The organism is Brevibacterium linens ATCC 9172 (assembly GCF_900169165.1).
In the GTDB taxonomy this organism is placed as follows: domain Bacteria; phylum Actinomycetota; class Actinomycetes; order Actinomycetales; family Brevibacteriaceae; genus Brevibacterium; species Brevibacterium linens.
On the sequence record NZ_FXYY01000002.1, the window covers coordinates 55,990 to 73,312 of the forward strand.

At 66.1% G+C, this 17,323-nt stretch carries 15 protein-coding genes; 14 read left to right on the forward strand and 1 reads right to left on the reverse strand.

The genetic code is table 11. The features are described from left to right. The first annotated feature begins 52 nt into the window (after positions 1–52). The 8 genes from BLIN9172_RS01815 to BLIN9172_RS01850 all read left to right on the forward strand — a co-directional run bounded on the left by BLIN9172_RS01815 (position 53) and on the right by BLIN9172_RS01850 (position 10,704). The gene (locus BLIN9172_RS01815) at positions 53–2,104 is read left to right on the forward strand and encodes a S9 family peptidase (protein WP_101553600.1); all 2,052 of its coding nucleotides are present in this window, start codon (positions 53–55) and stop codon (positions 2,102–2,104) included. Continuing rightward, positions 2,097–3,185, forward strand: coding sequence for a uroporphyrinogen decarboxylase/cobalamine-independent methonine synthase family protein (locus tag BLIN9172_RS01820; RefSeq protein ID WP_240811912.1), 1,089 nt, complete (start codon positions 2,097–2,099; stop codon positions 3,183–3,185). The genes BLIN9172_RS01815 and BLIN9172_RS01820 overlap by 8 nt, the downstream gene beginning before the upstream one ends. Next, a complete protein-coding gene (ligA, locus tag BLIN9172_RS01825) occupies positions 3,182–5,410 on the forward strand; it encodes an NAD-dependent DNA ligase LigA (RefSeq protein WP_101553602.1) in 2,229 nt (742 codons plus the stop codon). Before BLIN9172_RS01820 ends, ligA begins: the two co-directional genes overlap by 4 nt. A 123-nt stretch (positions 5,411–5,533) precedes the next feature. Next, on the forward strand, positions 5,534–6,016 hold the full coding sequence (locus BLIN9172_RS01830) for a hypothetical protein (protein ID WP_145997912.1): 483 nt from the start codon (positions 5,534–5,536) through the stop codon (positions 6,014–6,016). Between the two features lie 153 nt (positions 6,017–6,169). Further along, complete coding sequence (gene gatC / locus BLIN9172_RS01835; protein ID WP_039211078.1) at positions 6,170–6,475, forward strand: Asp-tRNA(Asn)/Glu-tRNA(Gln) amidotransferase subunit GatC; 306 nt, start codon at positions 6,170–6,172, stop codon at positions 6,473–6,475. Position 6,476: 1 nt separating this feature from the next. Continuing rightward, entirely contained in the window at positions 6,477–7,979 is a 1,503-nt protein-coding gene (gene gatA / locus BLIN9172_RS01840) for an Asp-tRNA(Asn)/Glu-tRNA(Gln) amidotransferase subunit GatA (RefSeq protein ID WP_101553604.1), read from the forward strand. Then, positions 7,976–9,457 carry an Asp-tRNA(Asn)/Glu-tRNA(Gln) amidotransferase subunit GatB gene (gene gatB, locus BLIN9172_RS01845; RefSeq protein WP_101553605.1) on the forward strand — a complete coding sequence of 494 codons (1,482 nt, stop codon included), beginning with the start codon at positions 7,976–7,978 and terminating at the stop codon, positions 9,455–9,457. Before gatA ends, gatB begins: the two co-directional genes overlap by 4 nt. Positions 9,458–9,669: 212 nt before the next feature. Then, the gene (locus BLIN9172_RS01850) at positions 9,670–10,704 is read left to right on the forward strand and encodes a hypothetical protein (RefSeq protein ID WP_240811913.1); all 1,035 of its coding nucleotides are present in this window, start codon (positions 9,670–9,672) and stop codon (positions 10,702–10,704) included. A 13-nt stretch (positions 10,705–10,717) separates the two neighbouring features. Here BLIN9172_RS01850 and def read toward each other — a convergent pair whose 3' ends face one another. Continuing rightward, entirely contained in the window at positions 10,718–11,290 is a 573-nt protein-coding gene (def, locus tag BLIN9172_RS01855; protein ID WP_206516209.1) for a peptide deformylase, read from the reverse strand. 383 nt (positions 11,291–11,673) lie between these two features. On the opposite strand from def, the gene cysK reads away from it, so the two are divergent. The 6 genes from cysK to BLIN9172_RS01885 all read left to right on the forward strand — a co-directional run bounded on the left by cysK (position 11,674) and on the right by BLIN9172_RS01885 (position 17,176). Beyond that, positions 11,674–12,600: a cysteine synthase A gene (gene cysK, locus BLIN9172_RS01860; RefSeq protein ID WP_101553607.1), complete on the forward strand. Its 927-nt coding sequence runs from the start codon at positions 11,674–11,676 to the stop codon at positions 12,598–12,600. 147 nt (positions 12,601–12,747) lie between these two features. Then, a complete protein-coding gene (epsC, locus tag BLIN9172_RS01865; RefSeq protein ID WP_240811914.1) occupies positions 12,748–13,425 on the forward strand; it encodes a serine O-acetyltransferase EpsC in 678 nt (225 codons plus the stop codon). Positions 13,426–13,742: 317 nt separating this feature from the next. After that, a complete protein-coding gene (locus tag BLIN9172_RS01870) occupies positions 13,743–14,942 on the forward strand; it encodes an LLM class flavin-dependent oxidoreductase (RefSeq protein WP_101553608.1) in 1,200 nt (399 codons plus the stop codon). Continuing rightward, positions 14,942–15,652, forward strand: coding sequence for an NAD(P)H-dependent oxidoreductase (locus BLIN9172_RS01875; protein WP_240811915.1), 711 nt, complete (start codon positions 14,942–14,944; stop codon positions 15,650–15,652). The genes BLIN9172_RS01870 and BLIN9172_RS01875 overlap by 1 nt, the downstream gene beginning before the upstream one ends. 1 nt (position 15,653) lies before the next feature. After that, entirely contained in the window at positions 15,654–16,121 is a 468-nt protein-coding gene (locus BLIN9172_RS01880; protein ID WP_101553609.1) for a MarR family winged helix-turn-helix transcriptional regulator, read from the forward strand. Between the two features lie 110 nt (positions 16,122–16,231). Then, positions 16,232–17,176 carry a 2-hydroxyacid dehydrogenase gene (locus BLIN9172_RS01885; RefSeq protein ID WP_101553610.1) on the forward strand — a complete coding sequence of 315 codons (945 nt, stop codon included), beginning with the start codon at positions 16,232–16,234 and terminating at the stop codon, positions 17,174–17,176. Positions 17,177–17,323 lie beyond the last annotated feature (147 nt).

A 17,323-nucleotide genomic window follows, 5' to 3' on the forward strand; every position in this document is an offset into this window, starting at 1 on the left:
TCGAGGCGAGGGGTTCGGGCCCGATGTCGGCCACTGGCGATACTCTGGGGGCATGAAGGAAAGTCCCCAAGATGTCGTCACGGCGCCTTATGGAACCTGGTCGTCACCTCTGGGTGCCGCCGAGGTGGCTGCCGGTGCCGCTCCGATCTTCGATGCCGCTTTCCGCGGGGACGAGATCTTCTACTCGACGAAGATTCCCGCAGAGAAGGCCCGCACCGGACTCGTCCGCACGTCGCTGTCACGTCCGGGAGAGCGCGAGCAGGTCATTCCGACCGGGTTCAACATCCGCTCCGCCGTCCACGAATACGGGGGAGCCTCGTGGGCTCTCGACCAGAGCAGCGAGGTCATCTACTTCGTCAACGCCGCTGATCAGCGCGTCTGGCAGATCATTCCCGGGCGAGCCCCGCACGCGCTGACCCCAGACACCTCGGGGCGGATCCGCTACGGGGATCTGCACATGAGTCCGTGGGGGCTGCTTTGTGTGCGCGAGGACTGTCGGTCCACCCGTCGTGAACGCGCCATCGTGCTGCTGACCAAGCACGGGACGACGAATGTGCTCTCGACCCACTCGCATTTCATGGCCTGGCCCAGGCTCTCACCCGACGGCAGCACCCTGGCATTCATCGGCTGGGAGCACCCGAACATGCCCTGGGACGGAACCACGCTGTGGCTCGTCGATGTCCGCACCCCGGCCACCCCTGCGGTCGCCGTGCTCAGCGGCGACGGGATCGAACGCCCGCGCACATCCGACCCGGGATTGCCGAGTCCGACCGACCCGGGAATCTCGCTGCTCCAGGCGGAGTTCACGTCGGATTCGTCCCTCCACCTCATCTCCGACCATGAAGGGCACTGGTCGCTGTACGGCCTCGACATCGATCCCGTCGCCGTGCGTCCCCTCGTCACCGACGACCGTCAGGCGCCGGCGCCCGAAAGAATCGGATTCGACCGGCTGAGATCGGTCATCGACACCGGCGAGGAGATCGGCGGGGCCCTCTGGCAGCTGGGCACCCGGTGGCACCTCAACGACGGAGATGAGGTGTGGGCCCATTCGCAGGCGGCGACCGCGACACTCGTGCGCCGCCGGCTGCCCCCTTCCTCCACAACGCTGAGTCCTTCCTCCCCGCCCTGGGAGACCATCGATACGACGGGGGAGACGTTCGGCACGATCGAACTCCTCGACCTCGGACGCACTCACCTGCTTCTGACCGCGAAGTCGACGAGGCGACCCGGAGTCCTCTACGCCGTCGACCGGGTGACCGGACTGTTCACGGAGATCGCCAGCGAACGCCTCGACACCCACCAGGGCTACTATTCCCGCCCGAGCGTCGGCGAACTCGGGGGAGTGCCCGTCGTCATCCATCCTCCCCACAATCCCCGCTTCGCCGCCCCCGATGACGAACACCCTCCCTTCGTGGTCTCGATCCACGGCGGACCGACGGGACAGGCGACCCCGGAGATGACGGCCCGCACGAGCTTCTTCACCTCCCAGGGCATCGGCGTCCTCGAGGTCAACTACGGCGGGTCGACCGGATTCGGCCGCGCCTGGCGTGACCGGCTGCGCGGCGGATGGGGAGTCGTCGACGTCGAGGACACCGTCGCCGCCGTCAACGGGCTCGTCGCAGCCGGACTCGCCGACCCGAACCGCATCGCGATCTCCGGAGCCTCATCGGGCGGGTGGACTGTGCTGTCCGCCCTGGCCTCGACGAACGTGTTCGCCTGCGGCACCTCGTATTTCGGAGTCACCGACCTCATGCGCTTCGTCGTCGACACCCACGACTTCGAATCCCACTACATCGACGGGCTCGTCGGCCCCTGGCCCGCCGCCCAGGACGAATACATCGCCCGTTCGCCGATCCGCCGGACCAGCGATATCACCGTGCCCGTGGCCGTGATGCAAGGCGACCGTGACCCGATCGTCCCGCCCTCACAGGCCCAGGAGTTCGTCGATACACTTCAACTGGCCGGAGTGGAGTACATTTACCGTCTGTACAAGGGCGAATCCCACGGCTTCGTCCGCGCCGAAACCATCATCGATTCCCTGGAAAGCGAGTTCGGATTCTATGTCGACGTCTTCGGAATCCCCCGCGCCCACCAGCATGGCTGACCGAGTTCTGCCCGCCGCCACGACCACGGGAATCTGGCTGCCCGGAGCCCGTGATCCGCGTCGTGGCTATATTGCGACCAGCCCGGTTCGAGAGGCCGCGGCCGCCGGCTTCGACATCCTCGCCGACCAGCTTCCGCCGGTGCCCCTGACCGCTGACCGGTCCGAGGACCGGTGGGGCGCCGACGCCATCGGCCGCGCCGTCGGCCTGCTCACCGAACTCCACGTCGACCGCACATCCTACGGGTGGCGGCTGACCGCCTCGGCGGGCAAAGACGAACGGCTCGAGGACTCCGCCCTCATTGAAGCCTTTGACGCGATCGCCGAATACGGTGGGTCCCGGCCCGGGCAGGTCCAGATCAGCCTGCCGGGACCGTGGACGCTCGTGACCGCGCTGAGCCTGAGCTCCGGCGCCCGCGTCCTCGGCGACCACGGCGCCCGCCGTGATGTCGTTCAGGCCTACGCCTTCGGCATCGCAGCCTTCACCGATCGCATCGCGGGCTTGGGCATGCACCCGACCGTCCGCCTCGTCGAATCACGCCTGACCCCGGTGCTCACCGGCACCTGGCCGAGCGTGTCCGGGTGGGCGAGCCTGCCCGCCATCAGCGAAACCCAGGTGTGGGCGGCGCTCGAATCCACACTGCGCCACCTCCCGCCCACCGTGCTCGCCCTGCCGGACCTCGAGCCCTTGCGCCTGCAGGGCAAGGAGATCCCCGCCGCCGAGGCGGTCCGCCGCAGCGGCGCCCGTTCCGTGTCAGTGCCGTTGGTTAGCCTGAGACCACACAGCTGGGAGCAGCTGGCGATCCTCGCCGAGGCGGGGCTCGGCACCTGGATCCACCTGCCGACCGAGGCCGGTGGGCGATCGGACGCGGTCAATCACTGGTGCGAGCGGATCCGCACCCCGTGGTCGCGCATCGGCATGGGGGTCACGAGTCTGCGCGAATTCGGGATCATCGCCGGACCCGAACTGCCGCTGACCTTCCCGCCGCTGCTGGAGGACCAGCAGGGGCTCGGGCCCGAGCACAATCGGGGAACCATGACCATCGCCGCCGGTCTGCGGCGGGCTCTTGAGGAGATCGAATGACCACGACACCGGAGAACGCCGACTCATCGACGCCCGAGCACCAGACCTCGGATTCGACCACACTCGACCTGCAGGGCGTCGACCTCACCGACGCGACCGCTCGCGCTCAGGCTCATGCCCAGCTGACCGAGAAGATCGAGGAGCTGCGGGCCGCCTACTATCAGGACTCCCTGCTCGTCTCCGATGCGGAATACGACGAACTCGTCCATCGTCTCGAAGACCTCGAGGCGCAGTTCCCCGAACTCGTCACCGACTCCTCGCCGACGCAGACAGTCGGCGGCGTCGTCGATACCTCGACCTTCGACCCGGTCGAACACATCGGTCCGATGTACAGCCTGGACAACGTCTTCGACTACGACGAACTGCGAGCCTGGTACGAGCGGGTACGGTCGGCCACCTCGGTGAAGTCGAAGTTCCTGTGCGAACTCAAGATCGACGGTCTCGCCGTCAACCTGCTCTACCGGAACGGCGAACTCGTGCGGGCGGCGACCCGCGGCGACGGACGCATCGGTGAGGACATCACCGCGAACGTGCGCACGATCTCCGATATCCCGCACCACCTCGATACCGAGCACCCGCCGGCCGAGGTGGAGATCCGCGGTGAGGTGTTCTTCCCCGTCGAGGACTTCGCCGAACTCAATGCCTCGCTTGTTGCCGAGGGCAAAGCCCCCTTCGCGAATCCGCGGAACTCCGCGGCCGGTTCGCTGCGGCAGAAGGACCCGGCCGTCACGGCGCGTCGGCCCCTGCACATGCTCGTCCACGGAATCGCCGTGTGGACGCCGGCCGACGATTCGCATCCCGAGCCTGCCCACCAGTCCGAGGTCTACGAACAGTTCCGGTCGTGGGGTCTGCCGATCAGCGACTATTTCAAGGTTCTCGACACCGTCGATGAGATCGAAGACTTCATCGCCTACTACGGCGAACACCGTCACGACGTCACCCACGAGATCGACGGGATCGTCATCAAGATCGACAATATCGCCGTGCAGGAGGCGATGGGCTACACCTCTCGCGCACCGAGGTGGGCGACCGCATTCAAATACCCGCCCGAGGAGGTCACGACGAAGCTCATCGACATCCAGGTGCAGGTGGGTCGGACCGGGCGAGTGACCCCATTCGCCGTGATGGAACCGGTGACCGTGGCCGGATCGACCGTCGAGCGGGCGACCCTGCACAACGGATACGAGGTCAAGCGCAAGGGTGTGCTCATCGGCGACACCGTCACCCTGCGCAAGGCCGGCGACGTCATCCCCGAGGTGCTCGGCCCGGTCGCGGCCCTGCGGGACGGATCCGAACACGAATTCGTCATGCCCACCCACTGCCCGTCCTGTGGGACCGAGCTCGGCGAGCAGAAGGAAGGCGACAAGGACCTGCGGTGCCCGAACTCACGGTCGTGTCCCGCGCAGCTGGCCAATCGCATCTTCTACCTCGCCTCCCGTGCGGCCTTCGACATCGAAGCCCTCGGCGAGGAGGCCGCGCTGGCGCTGACGGCACCGGCCGAACCGGATACACCTCCGCTGACCTCGGAGGCCTTCCTCTTCGACCTCACTCCCGATGATCTGCGCGATGTCAAGATCTGGCGAAACAAGAAGTCCAAGGGTGTGGAGACCGGCGAACGAGAACTTGTGCCCTACTTCTTCACCCGTGGAACCGCGAAGAAGCCGAGCGCTCAGAGCGCGAACACGAAGAAGCTCTTCGACGAATTGGAGAAGGCAAAAGATCAAGAACTGTGGCGGGTGCTCGTCGCTTTGTCGATCCGCCACGTCGGACCGACCGCGGCACGGACCCTGGCCGCGAAGTTCCGCACCCTTGAGGCCATCCGTGAGGCCAGCCTCGAAGAGCTGTCGGCCGTCGAGGGCATCGGTCCGACGATCGCACAGAGCATCCGCGATTGGTTCGAGATCGACTGGCACAACGAGATCGTCGACACTTGGGCGGCAGCCGGGGTGCGGATGGAAGACGACGAAGTCGAGGCCGCCGCGCAGACCCTCGAAGGGCTGACGATCGTGGCGACCGGATCGCTGAGCTCGTTCACCCGCGATGGCATCAAAGAGGCGATCCTCGGCGCCGGCGGCAAGGCGGCGGGATCGGTCTCGAAGAAGACCGACTATGTCGTCGCCGGTGAGAATGCCGGGTCGAAGTTGGAGAAGGCGGAGTCGCTGGGCGTGCCCGTCCTCGACGAGGACCAGTTCAGGGTTCTGCTGGAGACCGGCAGCCTCGACTGAGGGAATACTTCGCGGGTCCTGGAGTTTCCATGGTGCGGCTGTGATTCGTTCGTGACCGAACTCGAAGTCGGGGTTCAGACTCAGTCAAGCTCAGAGACAGCTTCGAGTGGAAGAGTGTGGGACATGAGATGGATCCCCAAAGTCCTTGCCGGTACCTGCGTGGTCGTCGCCGCGGCCCTGACCGCGGTTCCCGTGACGGCGGGCCTGGCCGACCTGGTTCTGGGGCCGGGACCGAACAGCACCAAACGCAGTGCGCAGCCGACCCTGACGTCCATGCGCACTTCGGCGGCCCCGGCCACCGGGCGTACCGAGGAGTCGACGACTGCATTCGACGCCATCTCGACGGACGGTCGTGAGGTCATCGAAGGCACCATCGTCGACGATTCGGCGGCCGGTGCCCTGTCGTCCGGCTCACTGTCGACCGGCACCGACCTCGTCGCGGCCACCGCGGCCGACGCCCGGTCCCGCATCACCGATCTCGCCGCCGACCTGCAGTCCGGAGTCTCTGCCGGAGAGTTCACTCAGGCCGACGCCGACCGCGTCGTGGCCGACATGGCCGGATACATCCACGGCACCCGCACCTGGCCCGAACGCCTCTCCGCCTGATAATTGCTACCTGACGGCGGCCCAGCAACCTCGCGCGAGGTTGCTGGGCCGCCGTCAGGTAGCAATGGGGGAAGGTCACAGCGGGACTTCGGGAGGGCGCCCCGCGGAGAGACTAGACTGGGGGCGAGTGAAAACGACGATGAAAGGCAGGGAATGACGGAGTCTTCCGCAATCACCCCCGAACAGGTGGAGCATCTGGCTTCACTGTCTCGGATCGCCATGAGCGAGGACGAGCTGAAATCGCTCGCCGGTGATCTCAGCACAATTCTGGGAAACGTCGCCAGGGTCAACGAAGTGGCCGGCGACGATGTGCCCGCAACCAGCCACCCCATCCCGCTGACGAACGTCATGCGCCCCGACGTCGTGGGCGAGACGCTGACCAGCGAACAGGCACTGGCCTCCGCCCCGGCCGCCGAGGACGACAAGTTCCTCGTCCCGCAGATCCTCGGGGAGGAATGAGATGACCGCACTGACGAACAAAAGCGCCCTCGAACTCGCCGCAGGACTGAAATCCGGCGAGTTCTCCTCCGTCGACGTCACGCAGGCTCACCTCGACCGCATCGCCTCCACCGAGGATGACTTCAACTCCTTCATCACCGTCACCGACGAACTCGCCCTGGAGACAGCGAAGACCGTCGACGCCAAGCGTTCCGCCGGTGAGGACCTCCATGCCCTGGCCGGTGTTCCGGTGGCGCTGAAAGACCTCGTCGTCACCGAAGGTACGCGTACGACCGCCGGGTCGAAGATGCTCGAGAACTGGGTTCCGCCCTACGAATCGACGGTGCACACCTTGGTCAAGGCTGCCGGTCTGCCGGTGCTCGGCAAGACCAACCTCGACGAATTCGCCATGGGATCGACGACCGAGCACTCGGCCTTCGGCAACACCCGCAACCCCTGGAACCTCGACCACGTGCCCGGCGGTTCGTCGGGCGGCGCGGCCGCAGCACTGGCCGGTTTCCAGGCCCCGCTGTCCGTGGGTACCGACACCGGCGGATCCGTCCGCCAGCCCGCCGCGTTCACCGGCACCGTCGGCGTCAAACCGACCTACGGGTCGATCTCGCGCTTCGGCATCATCGCCATGGCCTCGAGCCTCGACCAGGTCGGACCGATGGGCCGCAACGTCGCCGACGCCGCAGCCCTGCACGAACTGTTGGCCGGACACGATCCGCTCGATTCGACGTCGCTGCCCGACGAGGTCGGCGGATTCCTGACCGCCGCCCAGACCAGCGAGCTCAAGGGCAAGAAGCTCGGCGTCATCAAGCAGCTGGCCGGTGAGGGGTACCAGGACGGAGTCCGCACCGCGTTCACCGCAGCGCTGGAAACCGCGGCCGCCGCAGGTGCCGAGATCGTCGAGGTCGACTGCCCGTCGATCTCCTACGCCCTCGACGCCTACTACCTCATCATGCCCTCCGAGGTGTCGTCGAACCTCGCCCGCTACGACGGCATGCGCTACGGCCTGCGCGTCGAACCCGAGTCCGGTCCCGTCACCGCCGAGACCGTCATGTCGGCGACTCGCTCGTACGGCTTCGGTGATGAGGTCAAGCGCCGCATCATCCTCGGCACCTACGCCCTGTCGGCCGGATACTTCGACGCCTACTACGGTTCGGCGCAGAAGATCCGCACCCTGGTCCAGAACGACTTCGCCAAGGCCTTCGCTGCGGCAGACGTCCTCGTGTCCCCGACCGCCCCGACGACCGCACTGAAGTTCGGCGCGGAGAAGGCCGCCGACCCGATGGCCCTCTACCTCGGCGACGTCGCGACGATCCCGGCGAACCTCGCCGGCATCCCCGGCCTGTCCCTGCCGGCAGGCCTGGCCGATGGTCTGCCCGTCGGCTTCCAGGTCCTGGCTCCGGCCCGTGAGGACGTCAAACTCTACGAGGTGGCCGGCCCCTTGGAAGCCGCACTCGAATCCGCCGGCGGACGCGTGCTCGACACTCTCGCGGAAGGACTGAACGCCAAGTGAAATACGAAGACGCGATCAAGAAATACGATCCGGTCATCGGCATCGAGGTCCACGTCGAGCTCGGCACCGCGACCAAGATGTTCGACGCCGCACCCAACACCTTCGGCGGGGGACCGAACACGAATGTGACCCCCACCTCGCTGGGCCTGCCCGGGTCCCTGCCCGTGGTCAACGAGAAGGGCGTCGAGTACGCGATCAAGATCGGTCTGGCACTCGGCTGCGAGATCGCCGAGACCTGCCGGTTCGCGCGCAAGAACTACTTCTACCCGGACGTGCCCAAGGACTTCCAGACCAGCCAGTCCGATGAGCCCATCGCGGCCGAGGGCCAGGTCGAGGTCGAGCTCGAGGACGGCACCATCGTCACCGTCCCCGTCGAGCGCGCCCACATGGAGGAAGACGCCGGCAAGAACACCCACGTCGGAGGGGCTACCGGCCGCATCCAGGGTGCCGACCACTCCCTCGTCGACTACAACCGCGCCGGTGTTCCGCTCGTGGAGATCGTCACCCACCCGATCACCGGGACAGGGGAGCGAGCCGCCGAGGTGGCCGCCGCCTATGTGCGCACGCTGAGGGACATCTTCCGCGCCCTCGACGTCTCCGAAGCCCGCATGGAACAGGGCAACGTCCGCGCCGACGTCAACGTCTCCCTGCGGGAGAGCCCCGACGCACCGCTGGGCACCCGCACGGAGACGAAGAACGTCAACTCCTTCCGTTCGATCGAACGTGCCGTGCGCTTCGAGATCGCCCGTCAGGCGACCCTCCTCGAGGCGGGGGAGAAGATCGTCCAGGAGACCCGTCACTTCCACGAGGAGACCGGCGAGACCTCCTCGGGACGTCCGAAGTCCGACGCCGACGACTACCGCTACTTCCCCGAGCCCGACCTCGTGCCGCTGCAGCCGTCCCGCGAATGGGTCGATCAGCTGCGGGCGAGCCTGCCCGAGCTGCCGGCGCAGAAGCGTCGCCGCCTCCTCGGGGAATGGAAGTTCTCCGACCTCGAGATGCGCGACATCGTCAACGCCGGACTCCTCGAAGCCATCGAGGACACCGTCACCGCCGGTGCGAAGCCCGCGAATGCACGCAAGTGGTGGACCGGTGAGGTCGCCCGCCTGGCCAACCAGGAGGACAAGCACCCCACCGAGATCGTCACCCCCGCTCAGGTGGCAGGACTCGTCGACCTCATCGGCCAAGGCAAACTCAACGACAAACTGGCCAAGGACGTGTTGGCTGGAGTCGCCGCCGGCGAGGGTGATCCCGCCGAGGTGATGGCCGCCCGCGATCTCGAGATCGTCGAGGACACCGGGGCACTCGAAGCCGCCGTCGAGGAGGCCATCGCTGCCAACCCCGATGTGGTCGAGAAGATCAAGGGCGGAAAGATGCAGGCCATCGGTGCGCTCATGGGCCCGATCATGAAGGCCACCCGCGGGCAGGCCGATGCCGGGAAGGCCAAGGAGCTCATCCTCGCCAAGTTGGGCGGCTGAGCACAGGTCCGAACTGATCCTGGTCGACGCCGGCGCCTGACAGTGTCGAGCAAGACTCAGGATTGATCCAGCCACACCCTCTAGACTGTGCGTCCAAGGGAGCCGACCGGGTTCCCGAGCACAGCGGAGGGTGTGGCTGTTCGCATTCCCCGCAGCCGATGGCCCGCCAGGACAGGGCCAAGAGCGTGACCCACACGCGTGGAGGTGAAGCGGTGTCTGAGTGGAAATCGCTGTGGAAGAGCGAATGCGGGAAGTCCGCGCCGATCTACCGGGTGCTCGTGCCCGACAGCGTCAACGAGGCGGTGCTGCGCGCCTGGAGTGCCCGCGGATACCGCTACACGGCCGGTGCCCCGAGCGCGATCATGCTCACCGGTGGGATGAGCCGGAACTTCTTCCGCTCCAGCGTCCTGTTCAAGGGCGGCACCGCTGCCGGCACCGCCGTGACCGCGGGATTCGCGGCTCCTGGAGGACTGGCTCTGGTCTCGGGATTCGCCGATGCCGCACTGACCTTCGGCGGGATGGGTGCGGCCACCGCCCTGGGGACCGGAATCTTCGCGGCCGTCACCGGCCCCAAATACTTCCGTGATCCGAAGCGTCTGAGCCGGAAGAACCGACGCAAGGTTGCCGCCGCCCAGTGGGTGACCCCGTCCAGTCTCGGCTATCTGCCCGGGCGCAAGGAAGGCCGCGACACCGACGAGCAGCGTCTGTTCCATCTCGCGGTCACGATCGCCCGCAAGATCGTGCGCACCCGCGCCTGGACCCATCCGATACTCAAAGACCACGTCTCCCGCGTCGACCTCGACCATGCCGTGGCCTCCATCGGCGTGCGGCTGCAGGAACTCGTCAGCCTCCGCGAGGAGATCGAGGGCATCCGTGATGCGGGGACCGCGAAGTCGGTGGAGACCTATCTGTCGAAGCTGGCCGTCGCGTTCTCGTCCATGGCACGCCGCGTGGAGTCGATGCACGACTACTACGAACGCCTCCTCCAACTCGATCAGCAGCTCATGCTGCTGCACAACTCCGAACGCTCCCGCGAGCTCGGTGATCGGGTGCTCGACGTGCTGTCTCGCACCGCCGCCGACGATTCCGCTGATTGGCAGTTCAGGGAGCTGCGCATCGACGCGGACTCGCAGTCGTCGATCATCTCCGGACTCGTTGCCGAACTCGACCAGACTGCCGATGATTTCGACGACTTCGACACCCGGTTGGCCGCAGCTCAGAAATCCGTGGACGAACTCGAGGCTTAGGCTCGGCTCTGGTTCAGTGACCGAAGGGGTCGGGGTCGACTCCCGGCATCCATGACAGGCCCGGCTGGTTGTAGCCATGCGCTTCCTGGGCCTTCTTCCACTTCTTCGACCAGCGCTTATCGAGGCGGTCGACATAGAGGGTTCCCTGCAGGTGGTCGTATTCGTGCTGCATGATGCGCGCGAACCACCCGTCAGCGCTCAGGGTCACCGGTTCGCCTTTCTCATCCAAGCCGTTGACGGTGACCCTGTCGGCACGTTTGAGGGGGAAATCGAGACTCGGCACCGACAGGCACCCTTCGGTCTCATCGTCGGGATCGGGACGGGTGTCGGGAACCTTCGAGGCAATGAGCACGGGATTGACGAAGGTGCCGCGACGACGCACACCATAGTCGTCATCGGCGTTGTACACGAAGATGGACTTGCCGACGCCGATCTGCGGTGCGGCCAGTCCGACACCGTTGCTGGCATCGAGTGTCTCGTGCATGTCTGCGACGAGTTCGGCAAGGTCCTCGTCGAACTCGACGATCTTCTCGGCACGACGATGCAGAACGGGCTCGCCGTAGACGACAATGGGATGAATAGCCATGAGGATAATCGTATCGGTCACCGCAGACCGTCTCAGCCTCAGCCTGACGACCATGGTCGGGCATGAGCGTCAGGGAGAACCGCCTCGGTGATCATGTCCACCGATTGCTCAGCGGTTGTTCCGATTCGGACCTGCGGCAGATGGATAGATATGCGACCGCTCCCAGCCTGTGATACGGAACGTCATATAGTTTCGCCGCCAGCGAACACAGATTGTTGAGCAACATATCTGGGAACACGTTCAGGGTCGGCGTGGTTATGATGAGGGCAAGCCGTCTCGGACCACGAGATGAAAGCTGTCGCTCAACGCTTGCCGGAACAGCTCTGCCGAGTGGTGAGAGGCCTGTGACGGCGGGTGCACACAGAAGCGTGAAAGGACTTACTTTGACCATCTTCAACAACGTCTCCGATCTGGTCGGCCGTACTCCGCTGATCCGCGTCAACAAGGCCAGTGAACGCTCCGGCGCCGAAATCGTTGCGAAGCTCGAATCGTACAACCCGGGCAACTCCGTCAAGGATCGCATCGGTGTGGCGATGATCGACGCGGCTGAGAAGTCCGGCGAACTGCAGCCCGGCGGAACGATCGTCGAAGCCACCTCCGGCAACACCGGCATCGCTCTGGCGATGGTCGGCACCTCCCGCGGTTACAAGGTCAAGCTGACGATGCCCGAGTCGATGTCGAAGGAACGTCGCGCCCTGCTGCGCGCCTTCGGTGCCGAACTCGTCCTCACCGACAAGGCCGACGGCATGAAGGGTGCGGTCGCCAAGGCCGAAGAGCTTGCTTCCGACGGCGCCGTCCTCGTGCGCCAGTTCGAGAACCAGGCCAATGCCGAGATCCACAAGGCCACCACCGGTCCAGAGATCCTCGCCGACACCGATGGCAAGGTCGACATCTTCGTCTCCGGCATCGGCACGGGCGGGACCATCACCGGTGCGGGGGCCGCGCTGCGTGAGGCCAACCCGGATGTGAAGATCGTCGCTGTCGAGCCCGCCGCTTCGCCGCTGCTGACCGAGGGCACGGCCGGACCGCACGCGATCCAGGGCCTCGGCGCGAACTTCGTGCCCAAGGTGCTCAACACCGATATCTACGACGAAGTCGTCGATGTTGACAACGACGACGCCTTCGAGCGGGCTCGCGCCGTCGCTCTCGAAGAGGGCCTGCTCGTCGGCATCTCCTCCGGTGCTGCCCTGGCGGCGGCCGAGGCTGTCGGCGCACGCCCGGAGAACGCCGGCAAGCGCATCGTCGTCATCCTCCCCGACTTCGGTGAGCGCTACCTGTCGACACCGCTGTTCTCCGAATACCTCGACTGACATCGAGTGATCAGCGTGAGGGCGTCAGACTTCGGTTTGGCGCCCTCGCTGTCTGCAGAGTCCGATGTCGGACCGCTGCGGGAATTCTTCCGCCCGGATCCGACTTGCACGAGACAGACCAAGACGAATGAGCAGGGGGAGTCAACGATGAAGGCACTGTGGACAGCGGCCGCGGCGGCCGCCGGTGCGGCAGCCTATGGGCTGAGCCGACCCGGTGTGCGCGAGACGCTCAAAGAAGACCTTGAGACGGTGAAGCGGCGAGATCCGGCGGCGCGCAATGATTTCGTCTCATTGGTGTCCTACCCGGGGATGCATGCCATCTGGGCCCACCGCGGACTCCACCGCCTGTGGCAGCACGATGCTGGAAAGGTGCCCGCGCGACTGATGTCCCAGCTGGTGCGGACGCTGACCGGTGTGGAGATCCACCCGGGGGCGCAGATCGGGCGTCGCTTCTTCATCGACCACGCCAACGGCGTCGTCATCGGCGAGACCTCGGAGATCGGCGACGACGTCATGCTCTATCACCAGGTGACCCTCGGCGGCACATCGATGGCACAGACGAAGCGCCACCCGACGATCGGCAACCACGTGCTCGTCGGCGCCGGGGCGAAGATCCTCGGCCCGGTCGTCGTCGGCGACAACTCCGCGGTCGGAGCCAATGCCGTCGTCGTCAAGGACGTGGCGGCCGACTCGAGTGCCGTGGGCATTCCCGCGACTGTGCGCCCGAAGAAGAAGGTCGGCGCCGCCTCGGCGAAGGCATCTGCGGATGACGGTTCGGTGAAACACCCGGATTTCGTCCTCGAGGACCCCGCGCTCTGGATCTGAGGCGGCTCCTGCTGCCGGACTGGCGGCGGCTCCTGCCTCCGGGTCTCAAAAGCGGCTCCTGCCTACGGGCGGGAGCCGCTTGTCGTGCTTTGTCGGGTCGTTCCACGGTGAGAACCGGGCTGGAACCACCGGGGATCGACCCGACAATCGACCGTTTGCGGTCATGGACTCGCGATGCACTCAGGTGACCGCCCAGGGGTCGGGAATACTTCTGAGACCACGTCTGTTAAGCTTTCAACTAGTTACTTCAAAATTGAAGTGAGTTCATTCAGCGGGGCGGCCGCTCAAGCCGCAGGAGCCCAGACGCAGGAGGCGCCATGGAATTCGGAATCTTCACAATCGGCGATGTCACCACCGACCCCACTGACGGCACCACCGTCAGCGAACACCAGCGGATCAAGAACACCGTCGAGATCGCCAAGAAGGCCGAGGAAGTCGGACTCGACGTCTTCGCCACCGGTCAGCACCACAACCCGCCCTTCGTGGCACCGGCGAATCCGCCGATCCTGCTGTCCAACATCGCCGCACAGACGCAGACACTCGAACTCTCCACGGCGACGACGCTCATCACCACGACCGATCCCGTGCGCATCGCCGAGGACTACTCCTACGCGCAGCACCTCTCCGACGGTCGCATCAGCCTGATCATGGGCCGCGGCAACACCGGTCCCGTCTACCCGTGGTTCGGCAAGGACATCCGTGCCGGCATCCCGCTGGCGGTCGAGAACTACAACCTGCTCTACCGTCTGTGGCGTGAGAAGAACCTCGACTGGGAAGGCAAGTTCCGCACTCCTCTCAACGGCTTCACCGTCACCCCGACCCCACTGGACGAGGTTCCGCCGTTCGTGTGGCACGGTTCGATCCGCAGCCCCGAGATCGCCGAACAGGCCGCCTACTACGGCGACGGGTTCTTCCACAACAACATCTTCTGGCCGACCTCGCACACCGCCCGGATGGTTCAGCTCTACCGCCAGCGCTTCGAGTACTACGGCCACGGCACGGCCAGCCAGGCGATCGTCGGCCTCGGCGGTCAGGTGTTCATGCGCAAGAACTCCCAGGACGCCGTCCGCGAGTTCCGACCCTACTTCGACAATGCCCCGGTCTACGGCCACGGACCCAGCCTCGAGGACTTCTCGACGCAGACTCCGCTGACCGTCGGGTCACCCCAGCAGGTCATCGAGCGCACCCTGAGCTTCCGCGACTGGGCCGGCGACTACCAGCGTCAGCTCTTCCTCATCGACCATGCGGGACTGCCGCAGAAGACGGTGCTCGAACAGCTCGACCTGCTCGGCGAAGAGGTCATCCCCGTCCTCCGCGAGGAGTTCGCGAAGGGCCGCCCGGCCGATGTCCCCGATGCCCCGACGCACGAGTCGCTGGTCATCCGCCACCGCGAAGGCCGGGATCCGATCCCCGGCGGCGGAGAAGGATCACGTGCCTTCGAGGACCGCCAGGCACGCGCCGCCGAGTCCGCCGGGAACGACGCCCAGGATGCGACACGGGAAGGAGCCGACCGCTGATGAGCACGAAGACGATGAATATCGTGGCCGTGACCACCTCGCTCAGCGAGGACTCGACCACACTCAAGCTCACGAACCGGATCCTGGCATCCGCCGCCTCGGCGGGGGAATCGGTGGGCAGCGACGTGACCACGGACGTCATCAACGTCCGCAGCCTCGCCACCGCGCTCACGGACATGACCCTGACCGGGTTCCGCTCCGAAGCGCTGGAGACGGCCTTCGCGACCATCGCCGCGGCCGACGCCGTCGTCACGGTCGCGCCGGTGTACAAGGCCGCTCCTGTCGGTCTGCACACCCTGTTCTGGCAGCTCATCGACGACAAGGCGCTGAGCCGCAAGCCCGTGCTCATCGCCTCCACCGGCGGCACCGCCCGGCATTCCCTGGCCGGGGACGCCGTGCTGCGGCCGATGCTGTCCTACCTCAAGGGCATCGTCGTGCCCACGACGGTCTTCGCCGCGACCGACGACTGGGGAACCGTCGCAGGCGGCCGGGCGCTGACCGCCCGGATTCGCCAGGCGGGGGAGGAGCTCGTGTCCCTGACCGCAGCGATCAGCGGGGCCGGAAGCGACGACCTCGCCGAGGTGGCCGACCCCGATCCGCGCGCACGTGCAGGGGCGGGTGCGGCCCCGGATGCCTCGGCGAATCGCGGATTCGTCGACGAATTCGACCCCGCGAACGTCACTCCGTTCGCACAGCTGCTCGAGGGCTGAGATGACGGAGATCAGATTCGGACTCGGGAGGGAGGCGCTGGCGCAGAACGCGTGGCGGACCTATTTCGAGACATCGCAGCGCCTGCGTCAGGCTCTCGAGGCCCAGCTCAAGGACGATGCGGGGCTCGACGTCAGCGACTACAACACTCTGCTCCTGCTGTGGGAGGCGCCTCAGCGGACGCTGACGATGAGCGCCCTGGCGAAGAAGCTCGTCTTCTCACCCTCGCGGCTGAACTATCGGATCAAGGTCCTCGTCGAGGCGGGACTGGTGACGAAGACTCAGTGCCCCGGGGATGGGCGTGCTCACAATGTGGCGCTGACCGAGGCGGGAGCGCGGGCCTTCCTGTCCGCCGGCTCCCAGCACAAGAGCTATGTCGACGAGGTATTCTTCGACCATGTCAGTGACGCCGAGCTCGAGGTGATCGAAGCCGTCTTCACTCGGATCGGGAAAGCGCTGCCGGCGAACTGAGACAGGTGTCGGTCGAGGGGTGAGGTGGGCACTGCCCGAGGGCTGAGGCCGGTCATCTCAGAGTGACGAACGTCTCGGCATGGTCTGAGACTGCGTGCCACAATGAGGGCATGTCCATCACCACAATCGCCTTCCCGAACTCCGAGCTCCGCAATCGTGTGATCGCTCAGATCCCGGCTCACCAACGCGCTAATGTCGACCTCGTCGTCTTCTCCGACGCCGAACGGTCGGCCAAGCTCAGCCGTGACGACGTCGACGTCGTGATCCTGCCGTATCTGAATTCCGGGCCGACGATCGAACTGCTCGACGAGCTGCCCAATCTGCGTATGGTCATCACGCAGACGACCGGATACGACCCCGTCGCCCACCTGCCCGAGCGTGGAATCCAGGTCGCGACCGCCTCCGGCGTGCATACGGGAGGCACCGCCGAGCTCGCACTGGCGCTGACCCTGGCCAGTCTGCGCGGAATCGACGACGCCGTGCGCTCGCAGGTCTCGCGGGTGTGGGAGCACCACCGCTACCGTTCGCTGCAGGACCGACGCGTGATGATCATCGGCGTCGGTGAGATCGGCTCGGCCATCGCCGACCGCTTCGACTCCTTCGAGGTCCAGCTCACCCGCGTCGCCTCGACCGCGCGTGAGGACGAGCGCGGGAAGATCCACGGCGTCGACGAGCTGCCGAGGCTTCTGCCCCACACCGAGGTGGTCGTGCTCATCACCCCGCTCAACGAAGGGACGCACCACCTCGTCGACGCGGAGTTCCTCAGCCTGCTTCCCGACAATGCGCTCATCGTCAACGTCGCCCGCGGCAAGGTCGTCGATACGGACGCGCTCGTGGCAGAGCTTGCCACCGGACGACTCCATGCCGCACTCGACGTCACCGACCCGGAGCCGCTGCCGCGCAACCACGCGCTGTGGGGCACCCCGAACACCCTCATCACACCCCACGTCGGAGGAGACACCTCGGCGTTCGAACCACGGGTCGTGAAGATCCTCGCCGCGCAGGTCAGGCGGATCAACGACGGAGAGCAGCCGGTCAATCTCATCAAGGCCTGAAGCGCGGTCAACAGAAAGCCGGAGCTGTCGCGCACAGCAGGCCTGAAGCGCGGTCAATAGGTCACGCCAACCTGACCTAAGCGGGCCCCGAACACCGCAGTGCCGCCGGACTCCCGCATGGTGCCCACGAGAGGTTCCACCATGCGA

Excerpts from the sequence above, each read along its gene's own strand:
- epsC (WP_240811914.1), top strand. The coding sequence starts at position 12,748 with ATGAAGGCACTGTGGACAGCGGCCGCGGCGGCCGCCGGTGCGGCAGCC.
- BLIN9172_RS01880 (WP_101553609.1), top strand. The coding sequence starts at position 15,654 with ATGACGGAGATCAGATTCGGACTCGGGAGGGAGGCGCTGGCGCAGAAC.
- ligA (WP_101553602.1), top strand. The coding sequence starts at position 3,182 with ATGACCACGACACCGGAGAACGCCGACTCATCGACGCCCGAGCACCAG.
- gatA (WP_101553604.1), top strand. The coding sequence starts at position 6,477 with ATGACCGCACTGACGAACAAAAGCGCCCTCGAACTCGCCGCAGGACTG.
- BLIN9172_RS01870 (WP_101553608.1), top strand. The coding sequence starts at position 13,743 with ATGGAATTCGGAATCTTCACAATCGGCGATGTCACCACCGACCCCACT.
- BLIN9172_RS01830 (WP_145997912.1), top strand. The coding sequence starts at position 5,534 with ATGAGATGGATCCCCAAAGTCCTTGCCGGTACCTGCGTGGTCGTCGCC.
- gatC (WP_039211078.1), top strand. The coding sequence starts at position 6,170 with ATGACGGAGTCTTCCGCAATCACCCCCGAACAGGTGGAGCATCTGGCT.
- def (WP_206516209.1), bottom strand. The coding sequence starts at position 11,290 with ATGGCTATTCATCCCATTGTCGTCTACGGCGAGCCCGTTCTGCATCGT.
- BLIN9172_RS01885 (WP_101553610.1), top strand. The coding sequence starts at position 16,232 with ATGTCCATCACCACAATCGCCTTCCCGAACTCCGAGCTCCGCAATCGT.
- BLIN9172_RS01815 (WP_101553600.1), top strand. The coding sequence starts at position 53 with ATGAAGGAAAGTCCCCAAGATGTCGTCACGGCGCCTTATGGAACCTGG.
- BLIN9172_RS01820 (WP_240811912.1), top strand. The coding sequence starts at position 2,097 with ATGGCTGACCGAGTTCTGCCCGCCGCCACGACCACGGGAATCTGGCTG.
- BLIN9172_RS01875 (WP_240811915.1), top strand. The coding sequence starts at position 14,942 with ATGAGCACGAAGACGATGAATATCGTGGCCGTGACCACCTCGCTCAGC.